28 protein-coding genes and 1 riboswitch are annotated in these 22,183 nt (G+C 73.2%); of the genes, 20 read left to right on the forward strand and 8 right to left on the reverse strand.

Features of this window, described 5'->3' with window-relative positions:
- Positions 1–185 precede the first annotated feature (185 nt).
- The gene (locus IG02_RS0106970; protein ID WP_030743119.1) at positions 186–461 is read right to left on the reverse strand and encodes a type II toxin-antitoxin system Phd/YefM family antitoxin; all 276 of its coding nucleotides are present in this window, start codon (positions 459–461) and stop codon (positions 186–188) included.
- A gap of 68 nt (positions 462–529) precedes the next feature.
- On the opposite strand from IG02_RS0106970, the gene IG02_RS0106975 reads away from it, so the two are divergent.
- The 3 genes from IG02_RS0106975 to IG02_RS0106985 all read left to right on the forward strand — a co-directional run bounded on the left by IG02_RS0106975 (position 530) and on the right by IG02_RS0106985 (position 2,493).
- Complete coding sequence (locus IG02_RS0106975) at positions 530–1,165, forward strand: ATP-dependent Clp protease proteolytic subunit (protein ID WP_030743120.1); 636 nt, start codon at positions 530–532, stop codon at positions 1,163–1,165.
- 5 nt (positions 1,166–1,170) lie between these two features.
- The gene (locus IG02_RS0106980) at positions 1,171–1,479 is read left to right on the forward strand and encodes a hypothetical protein (protein WP_030743122.1); all 309 of its coding nucleotides are present in this window, start codon (positions 1,171–1,173) and stop codon (positions 1,477–1,479) included.
- A 336-nt stretch (positions 1,480–1,815) separates the two neighbouring features.
- A riboswitch (cyclic di-AMP (ydaO/yuaA leader) is annotated at positions 1,816–2,013 on the forward strand.
- A gap of 3 nt (positions 2,014–2,016) precedes the next feature.
- Complete coding sequence (locus tag IG02_RS0106985) at positions 2,017–2,493, forward strand: C40 family peptidase (protein ID WP_030743124.1); 477 nt, start codon at positions 2,017–2,019, stop codon at positions 2,491–2,493.
- A gap of 310 nt (positions 2,494–2,803) precedes the next feature.
- Here IG02_RS0106985 and IG02_RS0106990 read toward each other — a convergent pair whose 3' ends face one another.
- Positions 2,804–3,238: an ATP-binding protein gene (locus tag IG02_RS0106990; RefSeq protein WP_030743127.1), complete on the reverse strand. Its 435-nt coding sequence runs from the start codon at positions 3,236–3,238 to the stop codon at positions 2,804–2,806.
- Between the two features lie 413 nt (positions 3,239–3,651).
- Here IG02_RS0106990 and IG02_RS0106995 point away from each other — a divergent pair, with 413 nt between their 5' ends.
- Complete coding sequence (locus IG02_RS0106995) at positions 3,652–4,503, forward strand: helix-turn-helix domain-containing protein (protein WP_030743129.1); 852 nt, start codon at positions 3,652–3,654, stop codon at positions 4,501–4,503.
- 11 nt (positions 4,504–4,514) lie between these two features.
- Positions 4,515–4,823 carry a DUF397 domain-containing protein gene (locus tag IG02_RS0107000; RefSeq protein ID WP_078854272.1) on the forward strand — a complete coding sequence of 103 codons (309 nt, stop codon included), beginning with the start codon at positions 4,515–4,517 and terminating at the stop codon, positions 4,821–4,823.
- Positions 4,824–4,892: 69 nt separating this feature from the next.
- Here the strand turns inward: IG02_RS0107000 and IG02_RS0107005 are convergent, their stop codons facing one another.
- Positions 4,893–6,038 carry an 8-amino-7-oxononanoate synthase gene (locus IG02_RS0107005; protein WP_030743134.1) on the reverse strand — a complete coding sequence of 382 codons (1,146 nt, stop codon included), beginning with the start codon at positions 6,036–6,038 and terminating at the stop codon, positions 4,893–4,895.
- 143 nt (positions 6,039–6,181) lie between these two features.
- Between IG02_RS0107005 and bioB the strand changes: the two genes are divergently transcribed.
- The 9 genes from bioB (at position 6,182) to IG02_RS0107050 (ending at position 14,364) form a co-directional block, all read left to right on the forward strand.
- Positions 6,182–7,483: a biotin synthase BioB gene (gene bioB / locus IG02_RS0107010; protein WP_030743136.1), complete on the forward strand. Its 1,302-nt coding sequence runs from the start codon at positions 6,182–6,184 to the stop codon at positions 7,481–7,483.
- A complete protein-coding gene (locus tag IG02_RS0107015) occupies positions 7,476–8,765 on the forward strand; it encodes an adenosylmethionine--8-amino-7-oxononanoate transaminase (protein ID WP_030743138.1) in 1,290 nt (429 codons plus the stop codon). The genes bioB and IG02_RS0107015 overlap by 8 nt, the downstream gene beginning before the upstream one ends.
- Positions 8,766–8,768: 3 nt before the next feature.
- On the forward strand, positions 8,769–9,569 hold the full coding sequence (gene bioD / locus IG02_RS0107020; protein ID WP_078854273.1) for a dethiobiotin synthase: 801 nt from the start codon (positions 8,769–8,771) through the stop codon (positions 9,567–9,569).
- Between the two features lie 113 nt (positions 9,570–9,682).
- On the forward strand, positions 9,683–9,985 hold the full coding sequence (locus IG02_RS0107025) for an urease subunit gamma (RefSeq protein ID WP_030743141.1): 303 nt from the start codon (positions 9,683–9,685) through the stop codon (positions 9,983–9,985).
- A gap of 13 nt (positions 9,986–9,998) precedes the next feature.
- On the forward strand, positions 9,999–10,310 hold the full coding sequence (locus tag IG02_RS0107030) for an urease subunit beta (protein WP_030743142.1): 312 nt from the start codon (positions 9,999–10,001) through the stop codon (positions 10,308–10,310).
- Complete coding sequence (locus tag IG02_RS0107035; protein WP_030743144.1) at positions 10,303–12,024, forward strand: urease subunit alpha; 1,722 nt, start codon at positions 10,303–10,305, stop codon at positions 12,022–12,024. Before IG02_RS0107030 ends, IG02_RS0107035 begins: the two co-directional genes overlap by 8 nt.
- Before the next feature lie 141 nt (positions 12,025–12,165).
- On the forward strand, positions 12,166–12,840 hold the full coding sequence (locus IG02_RS0107040) for an urease accessory protein UreF (RefSeq protein WP_030743145.1): 675 nt from the start codon (positions 12,166–12,168) through the stop codon (positions 12,838–12,840).
- Between the two features lie 22 nt (positions 12,841–12,862).
- On the forward strand, positions 12,863–13,600 hold the full coding sequence (ureG, locus tag IG02_RS0107045) for an urease accessory protein UreG (protein WP_030743148.1): 738 nt from the start codon (positions 12,863–12,865) through the stop codon (positions 13,598–13,600).
- Positions 13,597–14,364 (forward strand): urease accessory protein UreD, encoded by a 768-nt coding sequence (locus IG02_RS0107050; RefSeq protein ID WP_030743151.1) that lies wholly within the window; start codon positions 13,597–13,599, stop codon positions 14,362–14,364. The genes ureG and IG02_RS0107050 overlap by 4 nt, the downstream gene beginning before the upstream one ends.
- Before the next feature lie 142 nt (positions 14,365–14,506).
- Here the strand turns inward: IG02_RS0107050 and IG02_RS0107055 are convergent, their stop codons facing one another.
- Positions 14,507–15,115: a TetR/AcrR family transcriptional regulator gene (locus IG02_RS0107055; RefSeq protein WP_030743154.1), complete on the reverse strand. Its 609-nt coding sequence runs from the start codon at positions 15,113–15,115 to the stop codon at positions 14,507–14,509.
- An 89-nt stretch (positions 15,116–15,204) separates the two neighbouring features.
- On the opposite strand from IG02_RS0107055, the gene IG02_RS0107060 reads away from it, so the two are divergent.
- Together IG02_RS0107060 and IG02_RS0107065 are read left to right on the forward strand one after the other, a co-directional pair.
- The gene (locus tag IG02_RS0107060; protein ID WP_030743157.1) at positions 15,205–15,573 is read left to right on the forward strand and encodes a DUF1330 domain-containing protein; all 369 of its coding nucleotides are present in this window, start codon (positions 15,205–15,207) and stop codon (positions 15,571–15,573) included.
- Positions 15,570–16,328, forward strand: a complete 759-nt coding sequence (locus IG02_RS0107065) for an alpha/beta fold hydrolase (RefSeq protein ID WP_234314639.1) — start codon at positions 15,570–15,572, stop codon at positions 16,326–16,328. The genes IG02_RS0107060 and IG02_RS0107065 overlap by 4 nt, the downstream gene beginning before the upstream one ends.
- A 375-nt stretch (positions 16,329–16,703) precedes the next feature.
- Here IG02_RS0107065 and IG02_RS0107070 read toward each other — a convergent pair whose 3' ends face one another.
- From IG02_RS0107070 to IG02_RS0107080, 3 genes are all read right to left on the reverse strand, one after another.
- Positions 16,704–17,093 carry a roadblock/LC7 domain-containing protein gene (locus IG02_RS0107070; protein ID WP_030743163.1) on the reverse strand — a complete coding sequence of 130 codons (390 nt, stop codon included), beginning with the start codon at positions 17,091–17,093 and terminating at the stop codon, positions 16,704–16,706.
- 271 nt (positions 17,094–17,364) lie between these two features.
- On the reverse strand, positions 17,365–18,381 hold the full coding sequence (locus IG02_RS0107075; RefSeq protein ID WP_234314640.1) for a hypothetical protein: 1,017 nt from the start codon (positions 18,379–18,381) through the stop codon (positions 17,365–17,367).
- Positions 18,378–18,737, reverse strand: a complete 360-nt coding sequence (locus IG02_RS0107080) for a hypothetical protein (protein ID WP_030743168.1) — start codon at positions 18,735–18,737, stop codon at positions 18,378–18,380. The genes IG02_RS0107075 and IG02_RS0107080 overlap by 4 nt, the downstream gene beginning before the upstream one ends.
- Positions 18,738–18,884: 147 nt before the next feature.
- Here IG02_RS0107080 and IG02_RS0107085 point away from each other — a divergent pair, with 147 nt between their 5' ends.
- The 4 genes from IG02_RS0107085 to IG02_RS36025 all read left to right on the forward strand — a co-directional run bounded on the left by IG02_RS0107085 (position 18,885) and on the right by IG02_RS36025 (position 21,636).
- On the forward strand, positions 18,885–19,250 hold the full coding sequence (locus tag IG02_RS0107085; protein WP_030743169.1) for a hypothetical protein: 366 nt from the start codon (positions 18,885–18,887) through the stop codon (positions 19,248–19,250).
- Positions 19,251–19,396: 146 nt separating this feature from the next.
- Positions 19,397–19,840, forward strand: a complete 444-nt coding sequence (locus IG02_RS0107090) for an RrF2 family transcriptional regulator (protein WP_030743170.1) — start codon at positions 19,397–19,399, stop codon at positions 19,838–19,840.
- Positions 19,841–20,018: 178 nt separating this feature from the next.
- On the forward strand, positions 20,019–21,260 hold the full coding sequence (locus tag IG02_RS0107095) for a globin domain-containing protein (RefSeq protein WP_030743172.1): 1,242 nt from the start codon (positions 20,019–20,021) through the stop codon (positions 21,258–21,260).
- A 196-nt stretch (positions 21,261–21,456) separates the two neighbouring features.
- Complete coding sequence (locus IG02_RS36025; protein WP_324604721.1) at positions 21,457–21,636, forward strand: hypothetical protein; 180 nt, start codon at positions 21,457–21,459, stop codon at positions 21,634–21,636.
- A 152-nt stretch (positions 21,637–21,788) separates the two neighbouring features.
- Here IG02_RS36025 and IG02_RS0107105 read toward each other — a convergent pair whose 3' ends face one another.
- Complete coding sequence (locus IG02_RS0107105; RefSeq protein ID WP_037802544.1) at positions 21,789–22,124, reverse strand: hypothetical protein; 336 nt, start codon at positions 22,122–22,124, stop codon at positions 21,789–21,791.
- Between the last annotated feature and the right edge of the window lie 59 nt (positions 22,125–22,183).

Here is a 22,183-nt window from a genome sequence, read left to right on the forward strand (position 1 = left end):
ATGTCAGACTCCTCCGCTCGCCGGGAAGGGCCGGTCCGGTGCCCCGGTGTGCGCCGAGCCTATGAGCCGTCCGGCGTTTTCGACAGGTCGTGCCCGCGAGGGGTGCCCGGCGAGAGGGCGGCGACGGCGGCTCGCCCGACGAGACGGCCGACGGAGGGAGTGGACCGCGGGGCCGACGGCGCTCCTCAGTCCTCCGGCCGCCGGTGCTCCGCCGCGATGCCGAACCGCCCCCGTTCGCCCGGAGCGGATTCCGGCGCGCGCAGCGAGGACAGCGAGGTGATCACGTGCTCTTCCGCCGTCTCCTGCTCGCCCTCGAGTCGTTCCAGATCAGCGGCCGAGACCAGGGCGACCAGCGGCTTGCCGTGACGGGTCACGACGACGCGCTCGCCGCCGTAGACGACGCGGTTGATCAGTTCGGCGAGTTCCGCCCGGGCTTGCGTCACCGGAATCTCATAGGCCATGCTCCCCATCCTAACGCTCTGTACGTCCTGTACATTATTTACAGAGAAGCGAAACGAGAGGTCCGGCCATGCACCGTCCCCGTCCTTCGGCCCGCTATGTCCTGCCCGAGCTCACCGAGCGGACCAGCAGTGGAACCCGCACCCTCGACCCGTATTCCAAGCTGCTGGAGGGGCGGATCGTCTTCCTCGGCACCGCCGTCGACGAGACCGCCGCCAACGACGTGATCGCGCAGTTCGTGCATCTCGAGTACGCCGCGCCCGACCAGGACATCTGCCTCTACATCAACTCGCCGGGCGGTTCGGTCGACGCCATGTCCGCGATCTACGACACCATGCAGATCGTCGGCTGCGACGTGCAAACCGCCTGCCTCGGCCAGGCGTCCGCCACCGCCGCCGTGCTGCTGGCGGCGGGGACGCCCGGCAAGCGGATCGCGCTGCCCGGCGCGCGGGTCGTGGTGGGGCAGCCCTCGATGGAGGAGCCCGTGCGGGGGCAGCTGTCCGATCTGGCGATCCAGGCGGAGGAACTGCTGCGCCGGCGCGAGCTGATCGGTTCCCTCCTGGCGCGGCACACGGGCCACGCCGTGGAACGGATCATGGCGGACATCGAGCGGGACACGTTCTTCGACGCCGTCGGGGCCAAGGAGTACGGCCTGGTCGACCATGTGGTGGCGAGCCGCGAGTCCACGCTGCGCGGCGAGCGGTGACGGGCGTGCCGCCCCCGGAACCGCCGCCGCTGCCCGCCCTGACCCGGGCCGAGGGGGAAGTGGTCGACGCCTATCTGGCCGTCGTGGACCTGCTGGGCCGGATCAATCCCGCCCGTGGCTCGGACACGTACGGCGCCCTGCGCGCCGCCCAGGCGCTGCCGGCCCGGGTGGCCGCCCTGCGTGACGCACTGGCGGTGATGCACCGGCGCGGCGAGACCGAGGTGCACGCCGCGACGCTGGGCCGGGCGCTGCGGGTCCTGGACGGGGAGCGCCGGACGGGACGGGTGGCCCTGCCGCCCGCGTGCTCCCCCTGAGCCGCCCCATGACGCGCACGCACCCGCCGTGAGACCGCCCGGGCCGCCCCCGGATGGCCGCGTCCGTACGGGAGCGCTTCGCTCGTTCGGCGTACGAACCGGGTGGACGGCGCCAATGAGCGAAGTTGCGCCCGCCGCCCGTATGGGGAAGAGGGCCCTGTTTTCCGCGCAGGTGCGGCCCTCATCGGGGTCCCGGTGCCGGAGCCGACACACCCGCTCGCCACTCGTACGGACCAGGCGTGACGAACTTCACATATCGTCGTTTCGGCCCGGATATCAACTGATGACGCGTCAAGATCCCTGGGACGACAAGCCCCCGCCGCGGCGGCGGGGCGGTCCGGGCGGACGCCGAGTCCTGCCGCCGTTCCGGACGACTGGTCGCGAGAAGTGGATCGGCAGGAGTGGAGGACCCGAGCAGTACGGGCCGGCCGCGTTCGCGGGCCGACCCTTGGGGTGAAGCCGCGTCAGCGGCCGGGCGTCTTCGCCAGTCCGAACCCGACAGGTCATCCTTCACAGGCGGCTGACGAAGGGTTGCGCATGAGTGCGCAGGCACATGTCCCGTCCCTGTTGTCCCGTACCGGCGCCGTGTCGGTCCTCACGCTGGCGGCGGTCGGCGGCACGATACTGGCTCCCGGCGCCACGCCCGAGGCCGAGGCCGCGACGCTCGCGACGCAGGCCATGAAGGTCGCGGCCTCCAAGAAGGGCTCGCCCTACCAGTGGGGAGCCTCCGGACCCCGGCGCTTCGACTGCTCGGGGCTGACGCTCTACTCGTTCAAGAAGGCAGGGGGTAAGAAGCTCCCGCGAACCGCCCAGCAGCAGTACAACAACAGCCGCCATATCGGGTCGTCCCAGCGGCGGACGGGAGACCTCGTGTTCTTCCACTACGGCAACAGCGTCTACCACGTCGGGATCTACGCCGGTAACGGCAAGATCTGGCACTCACCGAAGACCGGCGCCAAGGTGCGGCTGGAGAAGATCTGGTCCCGGAGCGTGTGGTACGGCCGGGTGAGGTGACCGTACCGCGCGAACCGGCGGGCCGGGGGCGGCCCGGCGGCCGTCGGGGCCCGGCCCCGGAGCCTCCCCCGGGGCCGGGCCCCGAGGGAGCCCGCGAGTCCGTGACCACCCGACTCCGCGCGCCCCGACCACCCGACTTCGCGAGTCCGCGGCGCCGCGAGTCCGTGAATCCCGTGAGGCCGTGAGGCCGGGAGGACGGACACGCGGGCAGCGGCCCGTGGTCCGCGGGCGGCCGGCCGGTTCAGGGGTCCTTGCGCCATGAGCGTACGATCAGGCCGCGCGACCCGGACGGGCGCGGGGCAAGGACCCCTCAGCCCTGGACGGGGGCCCCCGTCCAGGGCAGCGCGATCCAGACCGTCTTGCCGCCCTCCGGGGTGGGGATGACGGACACCCGGCCGCCGGACTCGGCGGCCAGCGAACGGATGATCACCATGCCCCGGCCGTTGTCCTGTTGAACGGCCGCCGGCAGCCGCTGGGGCCAGCGCGGATGGCTGTCGGTGACCCCCACGCGCAGGGCCTCGTCCTCCTCCAGTCGCAGCTCCACGGTGAAGGTGGGCGACAGGCCGAAGGTGTGCTGCACGGCGTTGGTGGCCAGTTCCGAGACGATCAGCCGGACCGTCTCCGCCGTCTCCGCCGCGCAGGGCAGCCCCCACTCGGTCAGCAGCTCCCCGACGTATCTTCGCGCCGCTGGTACCGACGCGGGCTCGCTCGGCAGGGTGATGGATGCTTCCTGAAGGTCTGCCATGGCGACGCTGTCCCTTTCCCGCCGGACCGGAGCCGGCACAGAGCGGATGCCTGCGCGGACGGCCTCGAACCCGCACGGACCGGACCCGCACGGACCGGACCCGTACGGGACCGGACCCGTACGGGACCGGACCCGCACGGACCGGACCCGCACGGACCGGACCCGTACGGACCAGGCCCGCCCCGACCGGACCCGAACCGACCGGACCCGTACGGACCGGGCACCGCGCCAGCGTGCCACTCATGGTGCCGTTCCTCGGGCCGATGCACCGGGATATGCATATATCTGTCGCTCGAAGCGGTGAACCGTACTACGCGAGACCGTATTCGGGCCGCGAAAAGATAGCTTCTCCGCGCGGTGCCCCTTGGTATCGGCAAGAAGAACCAAGAAGAACGCGGCGAAGGGATTCGGTCATGCGGCATATTCCAGAGGTACGTCGGCGCAGGCTCGGGGACGAATTGCGAAGACTGCGCCAGAGGGCGGGCCTGACGAGCGACGATCTCGCGCGTCTGCTGGGCTGGCACCAGTCGAAGGTCAGCCGGATCGAGACCGGTGTGAGCGGGGTGAAGGACGAGGATCTGGCCGCCCTGCTCGACGCCCTCGACGTCGACCCCCAACTGCGCGCGCTGCTCGGCGCGCTGGCCGGGACGTCGAACAACGGACCGGGGTGGTGGATGGCATACGGCGGGGTGATCCCGCCCCAGTACCGGGACTTCATCAGCCTGGAGTCCCAGGCGTCCTCGGCGCACACCCTGGAGACCTCGGTGATCCCCGGCCTGCTCCAGACCCCGCGCTACGCACGGGCCGTGACCCGGGCGGCGCTGGACGGGCAGCCGCCGGCGACCGTCGATTCGCTCGTCGAGGTGCGGCTCGCCCGCCAGGAGGTGCTGCGCGCGCCGGCCCCGCTGAAGCTGCACGCCCTGCTCGACGAGGCCGTGCTGCACCGGCAGGTGGGCGGACCGGGGGTGCTCCGGGAGCAATTACGGACGTTATCGGAGGTCGCGCGGCTCCCTCAGGTCTGTGTTCAGGTACTGCCGTTCACGGTGGGCGGCTATATCGGACTCACCGGACCTTTTGTTATCTTCTCTTTTCCGCGCATTACTGATCTGGATTTGGTCGTTCTCGACCACTTGACGAATAGCCTCTACCTTGAACGGAAAGAGGACATCGAGGCGTACCGCGCCGCCTTCGAATCGATGCGGGCGCACGCGCTCTCACCCGAGAAATCACTGGACCTCATCGCCGGGATCGGCGACGCCGCGTAGGGAGCAGCATCATGTCCGCTTGCCTCGCACAGCCCCCTGTCCGGACTCCGGGCGCCCCGCCGCCCCCGCCGTCCCGCACGTCCTCCGTGCCGGCCCGTGCGCGGAGCCGCGCGCCGGGCCGTACACCGGGACCCGCGCCGCACTGGCGGCGCAGCACCTACAGCACCGGGGCGAACAACTGCGTCGAGTCCGCCCCGGCCGGCGCGGACGGACTGGCCGTGCGGGATTCGAAGGATGTGCGGCTGCCGCATCTGGTGTTCTCCGCCGCCGCCTGGACATCCTTCATCGCCGCACTGGACGAGGAGCGCCCGGCCGTATGAGACCGGGCGCCCCGGGGTCACCGCCACCGCCGGCCCCGCCGGTGTACGCGCCGGGCGGAAGCGTGCGGGTCAGCGCGCCGGGGCGGTCGCCGCGACCGTACGTACGGCCGCGGCGATCTGGTCGTCCGTCAGGTCGGCCCGGGCGGTGAGCCTGATCCGGGAGATCCCGTCCGGCACCGACGGCGGCCGGAAGCAGCCCACGACGAGTCCGGCGGCCCGGCAGTCGGCGGCCCAGCGCACGGCCGCCTCCGGCCCCGGCGCCCGCACGGACACCACGGCGGCGTCGGGCCGTACGGCCGTCAGCCCCGCCTCGCCCAGCAGCCGGTACAGCGTACGGGCCACCTCGCGGACCCGCTCCGCGCGGGCCGGGTCCCGGCGCAGCAGCCCCAGGCCCGCCCGCGCCGCGCCCACGGCCGCGGGCGCCAGTCCGGTGTCGAAGATGAACGTCCGGGCCGTGTTGACGAGGTGCTCGACGACCCGGGCCGGGCCCAGTACCGCGCCGCCCTGAGCGCCGAGGGACTTGGAGAGCGTGAGCGTGGCCACCACGCCCTCCGCCCCGGCGAGGCCCGCCTCGGCCGGAGTGCCCCGGCCGCCCGGGCCCAGCACGCCCAGACCGTGCGCGTCGTCCGTGATCAGAGCCGCGCCCCGGGTGCGGCAGGCCTCGGCCAGCTCCGCGAGCGGTGCCGCGTCACCGTCCACCGAGAACACCGCGTCGCTCACCACGACCGCCCGCCGCCCCGGGTGGGCGTCGAGGGCCGCCCGTACCGCCCCGGGATCGGCGTGCGGGACGACGACGGTCTCGGCGCGGGAGAGCCGGCAGCCGTCCACGATCGACGCGTGGTTGGCCGCGTCGGACACCAGCAGCGAACCCCGCGCGGTCAGCGCGGTCAGGGCCGCGAGGTTGGCCGCGTACCCGGAGGAGAGGACGAGCGCCGCCTCGAAGCCGCAGAAGTCCGCCAGCTCCCGCTCCAGTTCGGCGTGGAGCTCGGTGGAGCCCGTGACCAGCCGGGAGCCGGTGGACCCGGCGCCCCAGCGGCGCGCCGCGACCGCCGCCGCCTCCGTCACCTCGGGGTGGTGCGCGAATCCCAGGTAGTCGTTGCTCGCCAGGTCGAGCAGGTCCGTCTCGGCCGGGCGGGGGCGGAGTGTACGGACCAGCCCCGCGCGTTCGCGGCGGTGGGCCTCGTCGTCGGTCCAGTCGAACGGATCCTGCGCCATGAGAGGGTCCTTTTGTAGGCTGCTCACAGAGCCTAGGCGGGCGGGGACCAGGGAAGAATGCGGTCGTGCACACACCTGCCGCGGGGGGAGTTGTGGGGTCCCGCCATGGTCGCGGGGCGGTGCCGTGCGTCAGGATCTCCCCCATGGATCTGCTGAAGACGCTGGTGGAGAAGGGGCTGCGGCGTGAGCTGCCGACCCGTGACGAGGCGCTCGCCGTGCTGGCGACCTCCGACGACGACCTGCTCGACGTGGTGGCCGCGGCCGGGAGGGTGCGCCGCGAGTGGTTCGGGCGGCGGGTGAAACTCAACTACCTGATCAACCTGAAGTCCGGTCTCTGCCCCGAGGACTGCTCGTACTGCTCCCAGCGCCTCGGCTCCACGGCCGACATCCTGAAATACACCTGGCTGAAGCCCGAGGAGGCGTCGCGGATGGCGGCCGCGGGGGTGGCCGGCGGGGCCAAGCGGGTGTGCGTCGTCGCGAGCGGCCGGGGTCCCACGGACCGCGACGTCGACCGGATCTCGCGGACCATCGAGGCGATCAAGGAGCAGAACGACGGCGTCGAGGTGTGCGCGTGCCTCGGGCTGCTCTCGGACGGGCAGGCCGAGCGGCTGCGGTCCGCCGGCGCCGACGCGTACAACCACAACCTCAACACCTCCGAGGCGACCTACGGGGACATCACCACGACCCACACCTTCGCCGACCGGGTCGACACCGTGCAGCGGGTGCGAGCGGCCGGTCTGTCCGCGTGTTCCGGGCTGATCGCCGGCATGGGGGAGAGCGACGCGGACCTGGTCGACGTCGTCTTCTCGCTGCGTGAGCTGGACCCGGACTCGGTGCCCGTCAACTTCCTGATCCCGATGGAGGGGACGCCGCTCGCCTCGGAGTGGAACCTGACGCCGCAGCGCTGTCTGCGCATCCTGGCGATGACGCGGTTCGTCTGCCCGGACGTGGAGGTCAGGCTCGCGGGCGGACGCGAAGTGCATCTGCGCACGATGCAGCCGCTCGCACTGCACCTGGTCAACTCGATCTTCCTCGGCGACTACCTCACCAGCGAGGGCCAGGAGGGCCGGGCGGACCTGGAGATGATCGCGGACGCGGGCTTCGAGGTGGAGGGCGCGGACACGGCCACGCTGCCGCCGCACCGCGCCGACGGCCGCCACGGGCCCTGCGGGAGCGGCGCCGGCTCCTGCGGGAGCGGCGACGGGGCGTGCGGCGGCGCCGGGCGGACCGGTGATCGCGCGGACGAGGCGGTCGAGGCGGCGGCGGTCGAGGGGGCGGTGGCCGAGGTGGCGGCCGTCGTGGCGGCGGCTGACGGCTCCGGGGCCGGTACGCGTCCCGCCGAGGCGCCCGCCACCGGCGCGACCGGGGACCCCGCCGGGGCGCGCAGGGATCTGGTGGCGGTCCGCCGCCGCGGCGCCGGCACCGGTCTGGCCCCCAATGCCTGAGCTCACGCCCGACCGGCTGCTGGCCCTGGACCGGGCCCACGTCTGGCACCCGTACGGGCCCATGCCGGGCCGGACCGAACCGCTGGTCGTCCGGTCCGCTTCCGGGGTACGGCTCAGGCTCGCCGAGGAGACCCACGGGCAGCGCGAGTTGGTCGACGGCATGGCCTCGTGGTGGTCGGCGGTGCACGGCTACAACCACCCCGTGCTCAACGCGGCGGCGCGGGACCAGCTGGAGCGCATGAGCCATGTGATGTTCGGCGGGCTCACCCACGAGCCCGCGGTGCTCCTCGCGACGAAGCTGGTGGAGATCACACCGGAGCCGCTGCGCCATGTCTTCCTCGCCGACTCCGGATCGGTGTCGGTCGAGGTCGCGGTCAAGATGTGCCTCCAGTACTGGCGTTCGCTGGGCCGGCCCGCGAAACGGCGGCTGCTGACCTGGCGGGGCGGCTACCACGGGGACACCTGGCAGCCGATGTCGGTGTGCGATCCCGAGGGCGGGATGCACGGGCTGTGGTCGGGGGTGCTGCCCCGTCAGGTCTTCGCCGGGGCGCCGCCCGCCACGTACGAGGAGGCCTACGCGGACGGGCTGCGCGCGCTGATCGCGCGCCACGCGGAGGAGCTGGCCGCCGTGATCGTCGAGCCGGTGGTCCAGGGGGCGGGCGGGATGCGGTTCCATCCGCCCGGCTACCTCCGGGTGCTGCGGGAAGCGTGCGACGAGCACGGAGTGCTGCTGGTCTTCGACGAGATCGCGACGGGCTTCGGCCGGACGGGCACGCTGTTCGCCGCCGAGCAGGCCGCGGTCTCGCCCGATGTGATGTGCGTGGGCAAGGCCCTGACCGGCGGTTACCTCACGATGGCGGCGACGCTGTGCACCGCGCGGATCGCCGAGGGCATCGCGCGGGGCGAGGTCCCCGTCCTCGCGCACGGACCGACGTACATGGGCAACCCGCTGGCCGCGGCCGTCGCCAATGCCTCGATCGGGCTGCTGCTCGGGCAGGACTGGCAGGGCGAGGTGAAGCGGATCGAGGCGGGGCTGCGCGACTCGCTGGCGGAGGCCGCCTCGGTACCGGGCGTGCGGGACGTACGCGTGCTGGGCGCCATCGGGGTCGTCCAGCTGGACCACGAGGTGGACATGGCGGCGGCCACCCGGGCCGCGGTGCGCGAGGGCGTCTGGCTGCGGCCGTTCCGCGACCTGATCTACACGATGCCGCCGTATGTGACGGACGACGAGGACCTCGCGCGGATCGGCCGCGCGGTCCTCGCGGCGGCGCGGGAGGGCTGAGCGATGCCGGTGGTGGTGGTGTCGGGCACCGGGACGGAGATCGGCAAGACCGTCGTCACGGCCGCCCTGGCGGCGGTGGCGCTGGCCGGCGGGCGTACGGTCGCGGTGCTCAAGCCCGCGCAGACCGGGCTCGCCCCGGCAGAGCCGGGGGACGCGGCCGAGGCCGCCCGGCTGGCCGGCGCCGCCACGGCCGTCGAACTGGCCCGGTTCCCCGACCCGCTGGCCCCCGCGACCGCGGCCCGCCGGGCCGGGCTGCCGCCCGTACGGCCCGCCGAGGTGGCCACGGCGGCCGAGAAACTGGCCGCCGAGCACGACCTCGTGCTGGTCGAGGGCGCGGGCGGGCTGCTCGTACGGTTCGACGAGACCGGCGCGACACTGGCGGACGTGGCCCGGCTGCTGGGCGCCCCGGTGCTGGTGGTGGCGCCGGCCGGCCTCGGCACGCTGAACGCGACGGCGCTCACGACGGAGGCGCTGCGCGCGCGGGCGCTGACCCCGCTCGGCGTGGTGATCGGCAGCTGGCCCGCCGAGCCCGGCCTCGCGGAGCGCTGCAACCTGGCGGACCTGCCGGAGGTGTCCGGGGCCCCGCTGCTGGGGGCGGTACCGGCGGGCGCGGGTTCCTGGGCACCGGCGCGGTTCCGGGCCGGGGCGGCGGACTGGCTGGCGGCCGAGCTGGGCGGAGCGTGGCGGCCGGAGGGGATGGCCGAGCGGCACGGACTCCCGCCTCTTCGACAGGGCGTTGAATTCGGTCAGTGCCGCGACCGGCATGGCCTGCCCGTTACGGAGCGCCCGCCGCGCAGCGGCTGATGTCAACCGTGGTGCGTGCCGGGCGTCGCGACGGGGCAAGCCTTGTCGGGAGGGGCACCAGGGTGCCGCTGGCGCCCGGTCGTCGCCGGGCCGACTGACGGTGAGGTGGAAGTGTGCGACTGACTCCGCACGAACAGGAACGCCTGCTCATCCATGTGGCCGCCGACGTGGCCGCCCGACGCAGGGAGCGCGGCCTCAGGCTCAACCACCCGGAAGCGGTGGCGCTGATCACCTCGCACATCCTGGAGGGCGCGCGGGACGGCCGCACTGTCGCGGAGCTGATGGCCTCGGGCCGTACGGTCCTCGGCCGCGAGGACGTCATGGAGGGCATCCCCGAGATGATCCACGACGTCCAGGTGGAGGCCACTTTCCCGGACGGCACCAAGCTCGTCACCGTCCACGAACCGATCGTCTGACGGGCGGGCGCCGATGATTCCCGGAGAGATCCTTCACGCCGACGGCCCCGTCGCGCTGAACGAGGGCCGCGCGGTCACCCGGCTCACCGTGCTCAACACCGCCGACCGGCCCGTCCAGGTCGGCTCCCACTACCACTTCGCCGAGACCAACCCCGGGCTGGACTTCGACCGCGCCGCCGCCCGCGGCCGGCGGCTGCACATCGCCGCCGGCACGGCCGTGCGCTTCGAACCGGGCGTCCCCGTCGAGGTCGCGCTCGTCCCGCTGGCCGGCCTGCGGGTCGTGCCGGGCCTGCGCGGCGAGACCGGGGGTGCCCTCGATGACTGAGCTCTCCCGCGCCGCGTACGCCGATCTCTTCGGCCCCACCACCGGTGACCGGGTCCGCCTCGCCGACACCGGACTGCTCGTCGAGATCGAGGAGGACCGTTCCGGTGGCCCCGGGCACGCCGGGGACGAGGCGGTGTTCGGAGGGGGCAAGGTGATCCGCGAGTCGATGGGCCAGTCCCGTACGACCCGCGCCGAGGGCGCCCCCGACACCGTGATCACCGGTGCGCTGATCCTCGACCACTGGGGCGTGGTCAAGGCCGACATCGGGATCCGGGACGGCCGGATCACCGGGATCGGCAAGGCCGGAAACCCCGACACCATGGACGCGGTCCACCCTGAGCTGGTCATCGGACCGGAAACCGAGGTGATCGCGGGCAACGGGAAGATCCTCACCGCCGGCGCCATCGACGCGCACGTCCACTTCATCTCGCCGACCGTCGTCGAACAGGCCCTCGCGAGCGGGATCACCACCCTCGTCGGCGGCGGCACCGGACCGGCCGAGGGCACCAAGGCCACCACCATCACCCCCGGCCCCTGGCACCTCGCCCGGATGTTCGAGGCGCTGGAGACCTTCCCGGTCAACATCGGCCTGCTCGGCAAGGGCAACACGATGTCGCGGGAGGCGATGCACTCCCAACTGCGCGGCGGCGCGCTCGGATTCAAGATCCACGAAGACTGGGGCGCCACGCCCGCCGTCATCGACGCCTGCCTCGGCGTCTGCGAGGAGACCGGCGCCCAACTCGCCATTCACACGGACACCTTGAACGAGGCGGGATTCGTCCAGGACACCCTCGCCGCCATCGCCGGCCGCACCATCCACGCGTACCACACCGAGGGCGCGGGCGGCGGCCACGCGCCGGACATCATCAGCGTCGTCTCCGAACCGTACGTCCTGCCCAGCTCCACCAATCCGACCCGGCCGCACACCCTCAACACCGTCGAGGAACACCTCGACATGCTGATGGTCTGCCATCACCTCAACCCGGCCGTGCCGGAGGACCTCGCCTTCGCCGAGTCCCGCATCCGGCCCTCGACCATCGCGGCCGAGGACGTCCTGCACGACCTCGGGGCGATCTCGATCATCTCGTCGGACTCCCAGGCCATGGGGCGTGTCGGTGAGGTCATCACACGGACCTGGCAGACCGCGCACGTGATGAAGCGGCGCCGGGGCGCCCTGCCCGGGGACGGGCGCGCCGACAACCACCGTGCGCGTCGTTATGTCGCCAAATACACGATCAACCCCGCGGTCGCCCAGGGACTGGACGGCGAGACCGGCTCCGTGGAGACCGGGAAGCTCGCGGACCTGGTGCTGTGGGACCCGGCCTTCTTCGGGGTCAAGCCGCAGCTGGTCATCAAGGGCGGACAGATCGCGTACGCGCAGATGGGCGACGCCAACGCCTCCATCCCCACCCCGCAGCCGGTGCTGCCGCGCCCGATGTTCGGCGCGCTGGGCAGGGCCGCCGCGGCGGGCTCGGTCAACTTCGTGGCACGCGCCGCGATCGAGGACGGGCTGCCCGAACGGCTCGGCCTGGCAAAGGCGTTCACCCCGATCGGGGACACCCGGCGGATCACCAAGGCCGACATGCGGGAGAACGACGCGCTGCCGAGGGTCGAGGTGGACCCCGACACGTTCACCGTGACCATCGACGGCGACGTGGTGGAGCCGGCGCCCGCCACCGAACTGCCGATGGCCCAGCGCTACTTCCTCTTCTGAGGGCTTCCCGCGGCTCCGGCTGCCCCTGCGGCTCCGGCGGATTCGGCGGCTACTGCGAGAGGGGGTGGGCTCCGACACGTGCTGACTGATCGACATGAGGACTGATCGAGATGAGGACTGATCCGTGAGGGAGGAAGCCCGATGAGCCGCGCCGCACTGCTCGTCCTCGCCGACGGCCGGTTCCCCGCCGGCGGCCACGCCCATTCCGGCGGCGTCGAGTCCGCCGTACGGGCCGGCCGGATCCGGGGCGCCGAGGAACTGGCCGAGTTCTGCCGGGGCAGGCTGCACACCACCGGACTCACGGCGGCGGCGCTGGCGGCCGCCGCCGCACGCGGCCTCGACCCCCTCGCGCTGGACGAGGCGGCGGACGCCCGTACCCCCTCGCCCGCACTGCGCACGACCGCGCGCAAGCTCGGCCGACAACTGATGCGCGCGGCCCGCGCCACCTGGCCGGGGCCGGAACTCGACACGCTGGCCGCGGCCCGGCCGCGCGGTGCGCACCAGCCCGTCGTGCTCGGCCTCGCCGCCCGCTCGGCCGGGCTCACGCCCGAGGACGCCGCGTACTGTGCCGGGTACGAGGCCGTCAGCGGCCCCGCCACGGCTGCCGTACGGCTCCTCGGGCTCGACCCGTTCGAGGCGACCGCCGTCCTCGCCCGCCTGGCGCCTGAACTGGACGAGGCCGCCGCGCGGGCGGCCGAAGCCGCGGCGCGGGCGGCGACGGACGGCCTCGACGCGCTGCCCGCCGCCTCGGCACCGATGCTCGACATCACGGCGGAGGAGCACGCGGCCTGGCCGGTCCGGCTGTTCGCCTCATGACCTTCCGAACAGGAGCCACACCATGCACCTCGACCACAGCCGTACGGGCCCGGCGGCCGTCAGCGCGGACGCCCTGCGTCCCGACGGGCGCCGGCGAGCCCTGCGCATCGGGCTGGGCGGACCCGTCGGCTCGGGAAAGACCGCGACCGTCGCCGCGCTCTGCCGCACCCTGCGCGACCGGCTCTCGCTCGCCGTCGTCACCAACGACATCTACACCCGTGAGGACGCGGAGTTCCTGCTCCGCAACGCCGTCCTGCCGCCCGAGCGCATCCAGGCCGTCGAGACGGGAGCCTGCCCGCACACCGCCATCCGCGACGACATCTCCGCCAACCTCGAAGCCGTCGAGGACCTGGAGGACGCGGTCGGTCCGCTCGATCTGATCCTCGTGGAGTCCGGCGGTGACAATCTCACCGCGACCTTCTCCAAAGGCCTGGTGGACGCCCAGATCTTCGTGATCGACGTCGCGGGCGGCGACGACATCCCGCGCAAGGGCGGGCCCGGGGTGACCACCGCCGACCTGCTGGTGGTCAACAAGACGGACCTGGCCCCGTACGTCGGCTCGGACCTGGACCGGATGGCCCGCGACGCCAAGGAGCAGCGCGGCGAACTCCCGGTCGTCTTCACCTCGTTGAGGAACACGGAGAAGAGGACGGGTACGGAGGGGACGACCCGGCAGAGCGGGGAGAGCGGGGCGGACGGGAAGGGCGTCGGTCCCGTGCGGGACTGGGTGCTCGGGCGCCTCGCCGCCTGGACCGCGTGAGCGGCGTCCGGGCCACCGCCCGTATCGTCGCCACCCCCGCCGGACTGCCGGTCCTCAGCGGGGAGGGGCCACTGGCCCTGCGCCGCACCCGGGCGGCGGGCCCCGGCCTCCGGGTCACCGTCGTCGGCGCGATGAGCGCCCCTCTGGGCGGGGACCGGCTCGCTGTCGAGGCGGAGGTGCGGGAGGGGGCGCGACTGACCCTCGACGCCGCCGCGGCCACCGTCTCCCTCCCGTCCCGCACCGCCGTACCGGCCTCGTACGACGTGCGGCTGACCGTCGGCGAGCACGCCGAGCTGCGCTGGCTGCCCGGGCCGGTCATCTCCGCGTACGGCAGTGACCTCCGCGCGCGTACCCGCGTCGAACTGGCCGCCACCGCCCGCCTGGTGCTGCGCGAGGAACAGGTCCTCGGCCGTCACGCCGAGCCGCCCGGCACGCTCGTCAGCCGGCTCACCGTCCACCGGGCCGGCCGGCCGCTGTTCGACCAGGAACTCGGCAGCGGCCCCGGTGTGCCCGGTGGCTGGGACGGCCCGGCCGTACTGGCCGGGCACCGGGCCACGGGCCAACTGCTCCTTGTCGGGCCGGAGTTCGATGTGAAGCCGGCCCGGCCCCGGCTGCTGGGAGAGAGCGCCGTGCTCACCCCGCTGGCCGGCCCGGCGGTCGTCGTCACGGCCCTGGCGCCGGACGCGCTCCGGCTGCGCCGCGTACTGGACGAGGCGGCACGGGAGATCCTGGCGGAGTGGCTGCCGGACGAGCCGTACCGCTGAGGGGACCCCGCGGAACGCGTCACCCGCGCCCTCCGTGCCGCTCACGGACTCGCTCCCCGGGACTCCAGGCACCAGGTGGAGCGTCCCACCGTTCCCTGACCGCGTAACGCCGTCCCCGGCGCGGTGCCGACGGCGTCCGCGTTCACCCGTCGGCGGCGTGGAGCGACCGGCGCCAGTACGCCGTGACGGTGTGGCGGAGCCGCTCGGTCGCGACGGCCCGGGGGTCGAGCAGCCGCTGCAGTCCTATCCCGCGGAGCTGCCCGACGATCGCGACCGCCACCTCGGCGGGAACGAGGTCGCCGCGCAGGGTGCCGTCCTCGATGCCGGCCTGGACGTCCTCGCACAGGTCGGCGCGGAAGGCCTCGTCCCGCTCGCGGAAGACGGGTGCCAGCTCCGGATCCGTGGCGGCCTCGGCCCACAGCACGAGAAAGGCACGTGACGCCACGCCGTCCTGCCCGAGTGCGCCGATGTAGCCGTCGATCAGGCGCAGCAGGCGGTCCGAGCCGGGTGGCAGGCCGTCCAGTCCCGGTACGAAGCCGGTCTGCGTGCCGCGGGCGAGGCGGTTGAGCAGTTCCCCCTTGGAGCCGAAGTGGTGCGTGACGATCCCTCGGCTGTAACCGGCCCGTTCGCCGACACGGGCCAGCGTCAGCGAACGCACGCCCTGCTCGACGACCAGTTCTGCGGCGGCGTTCAGCAGTGCGGACTCGGCCTGGTCCCGGCGTTCCCGCTGGGTGCGGCGTGCGGTGGTCATGGCGGAATGATAGCAATACAAACTTGCGTGTCGGCCAACAAGTATGTGACGGTGGGCGCGTCGCATTCCCCCGCTTCCTGGAGGTTCCGTTGATCGAGATCGACGACCGTGAGTTGGATGTCCTGCTCTCCGAAGACCCCGGCGGCCCGGTGGTGATGCTCAACCTGTTGCGGTTCCGGCCGGACGGCGGCCGCGAGAGCTACCAGCGGTACGCGGAGGCGCTGCGCGGCTCGGTCAGCTCCCGATACGGGGTGACCGTGGAGTACGCGGGCGACGGCGGGCGCGCGCTGGTCGCCGAGGAGGGGCAGGCGTGGGACATGGTGTTGTTGGTGCGTTACCCGAACCGGCGGGCGTTCGCCGACATGCTCCGGGACCCCGACTACCGCGAGATATCCCACCTGCGGGACGAGGCGCTCGTGGAGTCGGTCCTGCAGCCGACCGTACCGAGTGGGGTGTGAGCGCCGTGCCCGCGGTTTTCGTCCACGGGAATCCCGAGACGGCGGCGGTCTGGGACCCGCTGCTGGCCGAGCTGGAGCAGTACCGGTCCGACCTGGTCCGCCTGTCGCCGCCCGGGTTCGGGGCGCCGCTGCCCGCCGGATTCGGTGCCACCCTCCTCGAATACCGGGACTGGCTGGCCCGTGAGCTGACGGCTTTCGGGGAGCCGGTCGATCTGGTCGGACACGACCTGGGCGGCGGTCATGTCGTGAACGTCGTACTGAGCCGCCCCGACCTCGTCCGCAGCTGGGCGAGTGACGTGCTCGGGATCTACGAGCCCGATTACGTATGGCATGAACTCGCCCGTCGTTGGCAGACGCCGGGCGCGGGCGAGGCCGACGTCGCCGCGCGGTTCGGCTCCACCGTCGAGGAGCGCACCCGTACGCTCGTCGCGCGGGGCATGGGCGGGCAGGTCGCCGCCCGTGTCGCCGCGGGGCAGGACGAGGCGATGGGCCGCGCCGTGCTCTCGGTCTACCGGTCCGCCACGTCGGAGATGGCCGGCCTCGGCCGGGAGCTGGAGCGTGCCGCGGCGCGACCGGGGCTCGCGCTCCTCGCCACCGCCGACCACCTCGTCGGGACCGGGGAACAGTGGCGCCGCGCCGCCCGCAGGGCAGGGGCCCGGGTCGAGGTCCTCGACGGTCTCGGCCACTGGTGGCTGACCGAGGACCCCGCCCGCGGCGCCTCGGCCCTGCGCGCGTTCTGGGCGACGGTCGGCTGAGGGCGGCGCCGGAGGAGCGGGACTCGACGGCCTGCCTCCCGGCGGGGCGCTTGCCGTACTCGCGGTTCCGTCGGTATGGGGCGAGCGCCGCCCGGCGCGTCCGCTCCTCGAACCCGCTCGATACCGGTGGGGCGCACCAGACCCCTCTCCTACGCGAACACCGCGGCCTGTGTGGCGGCGACCGGCCGGAACAGCCGTGCCGTGCGGGGCCCCCGGCCACTGCCGGTACGTGCTGCCCCGGCCTCGGGCAGCGGCGTAACCGGGCGTGGCCACACCCCGCCCACCGGGAAGAACACGGCCGGCGTCCCGCTAGGGAGCGCACCGTGAACGTAGCTCCGAGGGATGACGAGCAGGGGGCCGGCGCCGGATCGGCGGTCAGGCGGACACATCTCCGGCCAGCAGCGCGCTCAGCTCCTTGACGATCGCGGGTGCCTCGCGCTGCAGCGCCGCGATGTCGAGCCCCTCGTCGCCCAGGACGGAGAGCAACGCCCGGTCACCGACGGCGAGGACGACGATCTGTCCGCCGCCGCAGCGGATCACCACGTCACGGAGCGCGCCGGCCTCGGCCTGCTGGGCCATGCGCGCGCCGATGCCCAGGGTGGCCGCCGCCAGCGCGGCTATCGCCTCGGGCTGGACACTGTCGGCGTCGGCGGCCACCAGCAGTCCGTCGGCGGTCGACAGAACGCTTTCCGATGTCCCCATCACCCGCTCCCGCAGTGAGGTCAGTACGTCGACGAGAGAGGTGACGGAGGAGGGTGCGTGCATGGTGGTCGCTCCTAGGGTGTGATCCGGTCGAGGTGGTGCCGTGGGCGTGGGAAAGGGACGGGGAGGCGCGCGCGGAGATCAAAAAGCTCGGTGGAGCGAGAGACGGGGAGGGAGAGAGACGGGGAGGGAGAGAGGCGGGGGACGGGGAGAGATGGGGGAGGGGAGAGGCGGTGGAGAAAGGAAACGGGGGCGGGAAACGGAAGGGTGGTTGCCGGCGGGAGACGGGCGGGACGGGATACGGAGATGTCGAGAGGCGGGAACCACTCCCGCGTCAGGGGCCGAGGCGGTCCGGACGCGCGCGGGGGACGCGTCGGGGCAGCGTGGCCGACGGCGCGGGGGGCGGGGACTGCTCGGTGGGGATCAGCCGTGGGGCCGTGCTCGGTCTGCCGGCCGGCCGGGCGCCCTCCCACTGGAGGAGCTCGAGGTCGTTCATGCGGATCAGATCCACCATGACACCGAACAGCCCCCGGCCCAGGACGAACGCGAGATCCCGTGGGGTGCGGCGGCCGTTGGCCGCCGTGAGGAGCGACTGGTAGCGGCGGGGCAGCCGGCCGGCCGCCCGTTCCGCCTGGGACGAGGGCCGCGTCCTGGCCCGGGCCAGCTCGGCCGCCGGGCCCCACAGCCGGGACACCATCGCGAGGCGGCGCGTGGTCTCCTCGGCCGCGGCCCGGGGCTCGATCCCGGGCCCGCACCGCAGTACGGGGGACGGTTCGGCGGTCTCCCACTCGGCCGTCCGGCCCAGCGACAGCGCGAACGCGCCCTCGAACACCGTGGCGGCGCACAGGACTTCCAGCTCGACGGCCCCGACCAGGCCCTGAGCCACCAGGGTGGCTCCCAGTGCGTCGCCCTCCGCGCCGGTTTCCCGGGCGGTGGCGAGCGCCCGGGCCCAGCCTTCCTCGTCGATACGGCCCGACTTCAGCAGGGCGGACTCGACGGAGGGCGTACCAGGGCTCTCGATCGCGACGATCAGCCCGTCCCTCAGATGAATCGTTCCTCCAGGTGTCCCGGAGACTCGCACGGTGCCGCTGCGCGCTTCCTGGCGCAGCCCCAGCAGCAGCGCGCGGAGGGTGCGCGCGGGGGCGTCCTGCCGCGGCTCCTGGCCGTCGGGGGCGCGGGGCGCCTCCTGGGCCGTGCCGTCGGGCGAGGGGCGGGGGACGTCCGGCTCACCGAACGGGACACCGGGAACTCCGGGGCTGCCGATCTGCGCGCGGCCGAGGTTGGCGGTCTCGGGCGGGTGGCCGGCGCCGGTCCCTTCGCCCGTGGTCGCGAGGCGCGGTCCGTCCGTCACGCTGCCAGACCTTCCGCGTGGGCCGTCAACTGGCGTGTCGCCAGGGCGAGGTTGGTCCGGCTCCGGTCCAGTGCGGCGACCAGCAGAAGCGGGTCCCCGGTTCGCCGGACGGTCTGAACGACGAGATAGCGGCGCGCACTTGTCACTATCACGCTCTCCAGTTCGTTGTCGGCCGCCGCCCGGCCCACCTGATCGGTGATCAGGGCCGTCAACTCGGCGGTCTCCGCGCCGTCTCCCGCCTCCGGCGCGTCCCCGACGGCGCCGTAGGTGAGTCCCGTGACGCCGTCCACCAGTGCGGCTCCGGTGAGCCCCGGGGTCTTCAGCAGCTCGGAAAGGGATGCCTCGATGGCTGACACGTGTATCCCTTCATTTCCAGCCAGTTGACACAGTAGCCTAGGCGCAACTTGCACTTTGGTGACCGACCTTGGCGACTTTGCTCATGGACTTCTTTCTCTCCGATCTGAGCAAGTGCCGCCGCCAGATCGAGGAAGCAGGACCATACGATGAATCTGGAGACCGCGCTCAAAGAGGCCATGAGCATAGAAGGCGCCCTCGGTGTCGCGGTGGTCGATTACGAGAGTGGCATGTCCCTGGGCACGCTGGGCGGCGGCCAGGGGCTCGACCTGGAGGTCGCCGCCGCCGGCAACACCGAGGTCGTACGGGCCAAGGCGCGCACCCTGGCCACCCTCGACATCGAGGACACGGTCGAGGACATGCTGATCACGCTCTCCTCCCAGTACCACCTGATCCGCCCGCTGGCCGCCAGCCACGGCTCGCTCTTCCTCTACCTGGCCCTCGACCGCAAACGGGCCAATCTGGCGCTCGCCCGCCACAGCCTCAAGAAGGTCGAGGGTGCGCTGGAGATCTGACCTTCCGCGGGCCGGCGCCGGCCGGGCCTTTCGCCGGCCGGCGCCGAGCGGCCCGGGCCCGTCCGGCGAAAGGTTCCGTCGGCATGGGGAGCCTGGACGCGCGACATTAATTTGCGTCCAAGATGCGTATTATCTAATCTGCGCGCATGCGCCTCACCAGGTCATCGGATCTGGCGCTGCGGGTGCTCATGGCTCTCGCTGTCGCCCAGGAACCCTCCACGGCGCGGGAGACCGCCGCCGCCCTGCGAGTGCCGTACTCGCACCTCGCCAAGGTCGTGGCCCGGCTGCGGCGCCTGGGTCTGGTCGAGACCAGACGGGGCCGCGGTGGCGGGCTGGCCATCACCGGGGCGGGTCGTGAGGTCTCCATCGGGGAACTGATGCGGGAGCTCGAAGGAGTCGGTGATGTCGTGGACTGCGAGGGGGACACCCCCTGTCCGCTGCACGGCGGCTGCAGGCTCCGCGGGGCGCTCCGGCGGGCGCAGGAGGCCTTCTATGCCTCGCTCGATCCGCTCACGGTGGAGAGCCTGACGGAGTCGCCCACCGGGCCGGTGCTGCTGGGGCTGGTGGGCAGGGGCGGCCGGGCGGGCTGACGCCGGCTCGGCCCGCCGCGCCGGTCCTGTCCGTCGTGCGCGTCGCCGTCGTGCGCGTGGTGTCCATCGTGCGGGGCGCACCCATGGAGCAGGACCGCGTCGCACGAAGCCGTGGGACGCGTGCGCACGCCCATAAATGCGAATGTCATATGCCAGTTCAGGAAGGGGAGGCACCACTGTGCTGACCGAGGAGTCCGCCGCCGTCGTCCGCGCCACGCTGCCCGCCGTGGGAGAGGCCCTGGGCGAGATCACCGAGCGCTTCTACGCGCGGATGTTCGCGGCCCATCCCGAACTGGAGCGCACGCTGTTCAACCGCGCCCACCAGGCCACCGGCGCACAGCGCGAGGCGCTCGCCGGTGCGATCGCGGCCTTCGCGGGAGCGCTGGTGACCCAGCCGCACCGGTCCCCGGACGCCCTGCTCGGCCGGATCGCCCACAAGCACGCCTCGCTCGGCATCAGCGCGGGCCAGTACCGCATCGTGCACGCGCACCTGTTCGCGGCCATCGGGGACGCGCTCGGCGACGCGGTCACCCCGGAGGTCGCCGCTGCCTGGGACGAGGTGTACTGGCTGATGGCCAACAGCCTCATCCGCGCCGAACGGGACCTCTACGCCCGCCACGGCGTCCTCCTCGGGGACACCTGGCGGCCGTGGCGAGTGGTCGGGCGGGTCCAGGAGACCGCCGACGTGATCTCCCTCGAACTCCGGCCGGCCGACGGCGCCGCGGCGCCGGAGTTCACGGCGGGCCAGTACGTCTCGGTCCGTGTCGAACTGCCCGACGGCGCCCGGCAGATCCGGCAGTACAGCCTCACCGGGACGGCCGGCACGGAGTCCCGCCGGATCACGGTCAAGCGCGTACCCGCCGGATCCGGTCCCCCCGGTGAGGCGCACCGTGGGGCATCCGGCGAGGCGTCCCCGGCCGGGGAGGTGTCCGGGTATCTGCACGACCGGGTCCGCCGAGGCGACGTCGTCGAGCTGTCCGCCCCGTACGGCGATGTCGTCCTCCGCGACACCGGGGCGGCCCTGTTGCTCGCCTCGGCGGGCATCGGCTGCACGCCGGTGATCGCGATGCTGGAGCAGCTGGTGCGCGACGGACACCGCGGCCCCGTCGTCGTCGTACACGGCGACCGTTCGCCCGCGGACCACGCGCTGCGCGACGAGCACCTGGCCCTGGTCGGCAAACTCGCCGACGGACAGGCCCACTTCTGGTACGAGGACGGTCGGGGCGCGGCCGTCGGCGACCGCACCGGGCTGGTGGACCTCGCGGCGATCACGCTCCCGGCCGGCCCCCTCGACGCCTGTCTGTGCGGCCCGTTGCCCTTCATGCGCACGGTGCGGGAGCGCCTGCGGGACGCCGGAGTGCCCGCCGAGCGCATCCACTACGAGGTGTTCGGCCCGGACCTCTGGCAGGGCCGCGACTGACCGACGACGCGTCCTCACGCGGGAATGGGCGAATTCCGGCGTGATCCGTTTCACAGAGGGTTGGGGGAACGGGGCGCGCATACGTAGGCTGACCTGGGGAATGCGTGGCGTGGTTTACACGTGGACGCCGGTGTTCCCGCTGCCGGCCTCGGCACGGAGGGCGGCTCACCGCCTGACGACCGAAGGACGAAAGAACGTGGCATCGAATCCGCCGATCTATGACCAACTGGTGAGGGAGCACGGCGACGTCGTCACCGAGGCCCGCGAGGCCGCCGATCTCACGTCCCGGCAGGCGCGGGACGCGCTGGACTGGAGCGGACTGCGCTCCCACCACTCCCGGGCGTGGGCCGGTAAGGACGCCCTGAGCTCCGAGTGAGCGTGTCATGCGGGGGGCCCGGCACGTTTCCCCGCGTGCCGGGCCGCCCGCCGCGCGCTGTTCGCCGGTGTCGTGTCCCCGAGGCCCGGAAGCCCCGAGGCGCCGGTCTTCCCCGCCGCTACGGCCATTGCGCCGCCCGGCCTGACCAGGTGTCAGCGGGCGAGGAGCGTCACCGCCGCCAGGAGACCGATCGTCGCGCCGACCGCCGCCACCGTCCACGCCACGCATCGCGCCCTGAGCCGTGCGTACCGTTCGCCGTACTCCCCGCGCAACGCCAGGGCCCGCTCCCGCACGCGCAGCAGTATCGCCCGGGAGACGGCTGCCCGGTCGGTCACGTAGACGCGTTCCACGTCGGCCCGCTGTGCGGATGTCAGCCAGGGCAACTGCGCGGTGAACCGGACCGCCTGACGCCGGATGTCCGCCATCTCCGCGCTCCACAGGAGATGACCCTCGACCTGGGCGATACCCCGCGCGATGTCCTGGGCAATGCGCCGGTCCACGCTCCGGTCCACGTCCCGGGCGACGCCCCGGGCAATGTCCTCCTCGG

This window comes from Streptomyces sp. NRRL F-5135 (genome assembly GCF_000719775.1).
Lineage (GTDB): Bacteria > Actinomycetota > Actinomycetes > Streptomycetales > Streptomycetaceae > Streptomyces > Streptomyces hebeiensis.

What these genes read in the sequence shown, in the direction of transcription:
- IG02_RS0107090 (WP_030743170.1), top strand. Translation starts at nt 19,397, where the DNA reads ATGCGCCTCACCAGGTCATCGGATCTGGCGCTGCGGGTGCTCATGGCT.
- IG02_RS0107015 (WP_030743138.1), top strand. Translation starts at nt 7,476, where the DNA reads ATGCCTGAGCTCACGCCCGACCGGCTGCTGGCCCTGGACCGGGCCCAC.
- IG02_RS0107085 (WP_030743169.1), top strand. Translation starts at nt 18,885, where the DNA reads ATGAATCTGGAGACCGCGCTCAAAGAGGCCATGAGCATAGAAGGCGCC.
- IG02_RS0106970 (WP_030743119.1), bottom strand. Translation starts at nt 461, where the DNA reads ATGGCCTATGAGATTCCGGTGACGCAAGCCCGGGCGGAACTCGCCGAA.
- bioB (WP_030743136.1), top strand. Translation starts at nt 6,182, where the DNA reads ATGGATCTGCTGAAGACGCTGGTGGAGAAGGGGCTGCGGCGTGAGCTG.
- IG02_RS0107040 (WP_030743145.1), top strand. Translation starts at nt 12,166, where the DNA reads ATGAGCCGCGCCGCACTGCTCGTCCTCGCCGACGGCCGGTTCCCCGCC.
- IG02_RS0106990 (WP_030743127.1), bottom strand. Translation starts at nt 3,238, where the DNA reads ATGGCAGACCTTCAGGAAGCATCCATCACCCTGCCGAGCGAGCCCGCG.
- IG02_RS0106995 (WP_030743129.1), top strand. Translation starts at nt 3,652, where the DNA reads ATGCGGCATATTCCAGAGGTACGTCGGCGCAGGCTCGGGGACGAATTG.
- IG02_RS0107000 (WP_078854272.1), top strand. Translation starts at nt 4,515, where the DNA reads ATGTCCGCTTGCCTCGCACAGCCCCCTGTCCGGACTCCGGGCGCCCCG.
- IG02_RS0107055 (WP_030743154.1), bottom strand. Translation starts at nt 15,115, where the DNA reads ATGACCACCGCACGCCGCACCCAGCGGGAACGCCGGGACCAGGCCGAG.
- IG02_RS0107005 (WP_030743134.1), bottom strand. Translation starts at nt 6,038, where the DNA reads ATGGCGCAGGATCCGTTCGACTGGACCGACGACGAGGCCCACCGCCGC.
- bioD (WP_078854273.1), top strand. Translation starts at nt 8,769, where the DNA reads ATGCCGGTGGTGGTGGTGTCGGGCACCGGGACGGAGATCGGCAAGACC.
- IG02_RS0106985 (WP_030743124.1), top strand. Translation starts at nt 2,017, where the DNA reads ATGAGTGCGCAGGCACATGTCCCGTCCCTGTTGTCCCGTACCGGCGCC.
- IG02_RS0107035 (WP_030743144.1), top strand. Translation starts at nt 10,303, where the DNA reads ATGACTGAGCTCTCCCGCGCCGCGTACGCCGATCTCTTCGGCCCCACC.
- IG02_RS0107070 (WP_030743163.1), bottom strand. Translation starts at nt 17,093, where the DNA reads ATGCACGCACCCTCCTCCGTCACCTCTCTCGTCGACGTACTGACCTCA.
- IG02_RS0107030 (WP_030743142.1), top strand. Translation starts at nt 9,999, where the DNA reads ATGATTCCCGGAGAGATCCTTCACGCCGACGGCCCCGTCGCGCTGAAC.
- ureG (WP_030743148.1), top strand. Translation starts at nt 12,863, where the DNA reads ATGCACCTCGACCACAGCCGTACGGGCCCGGCGGCCGTCAGCGCGGAC.
- IG02_RS0106975 (WP_030743120.1), top strand. Translation starts at nt 530, where the DNA reads ATGCACCGTCCCCGTCCTTCGGCCCGCTATGTCCTGCCCGAGCTCACC.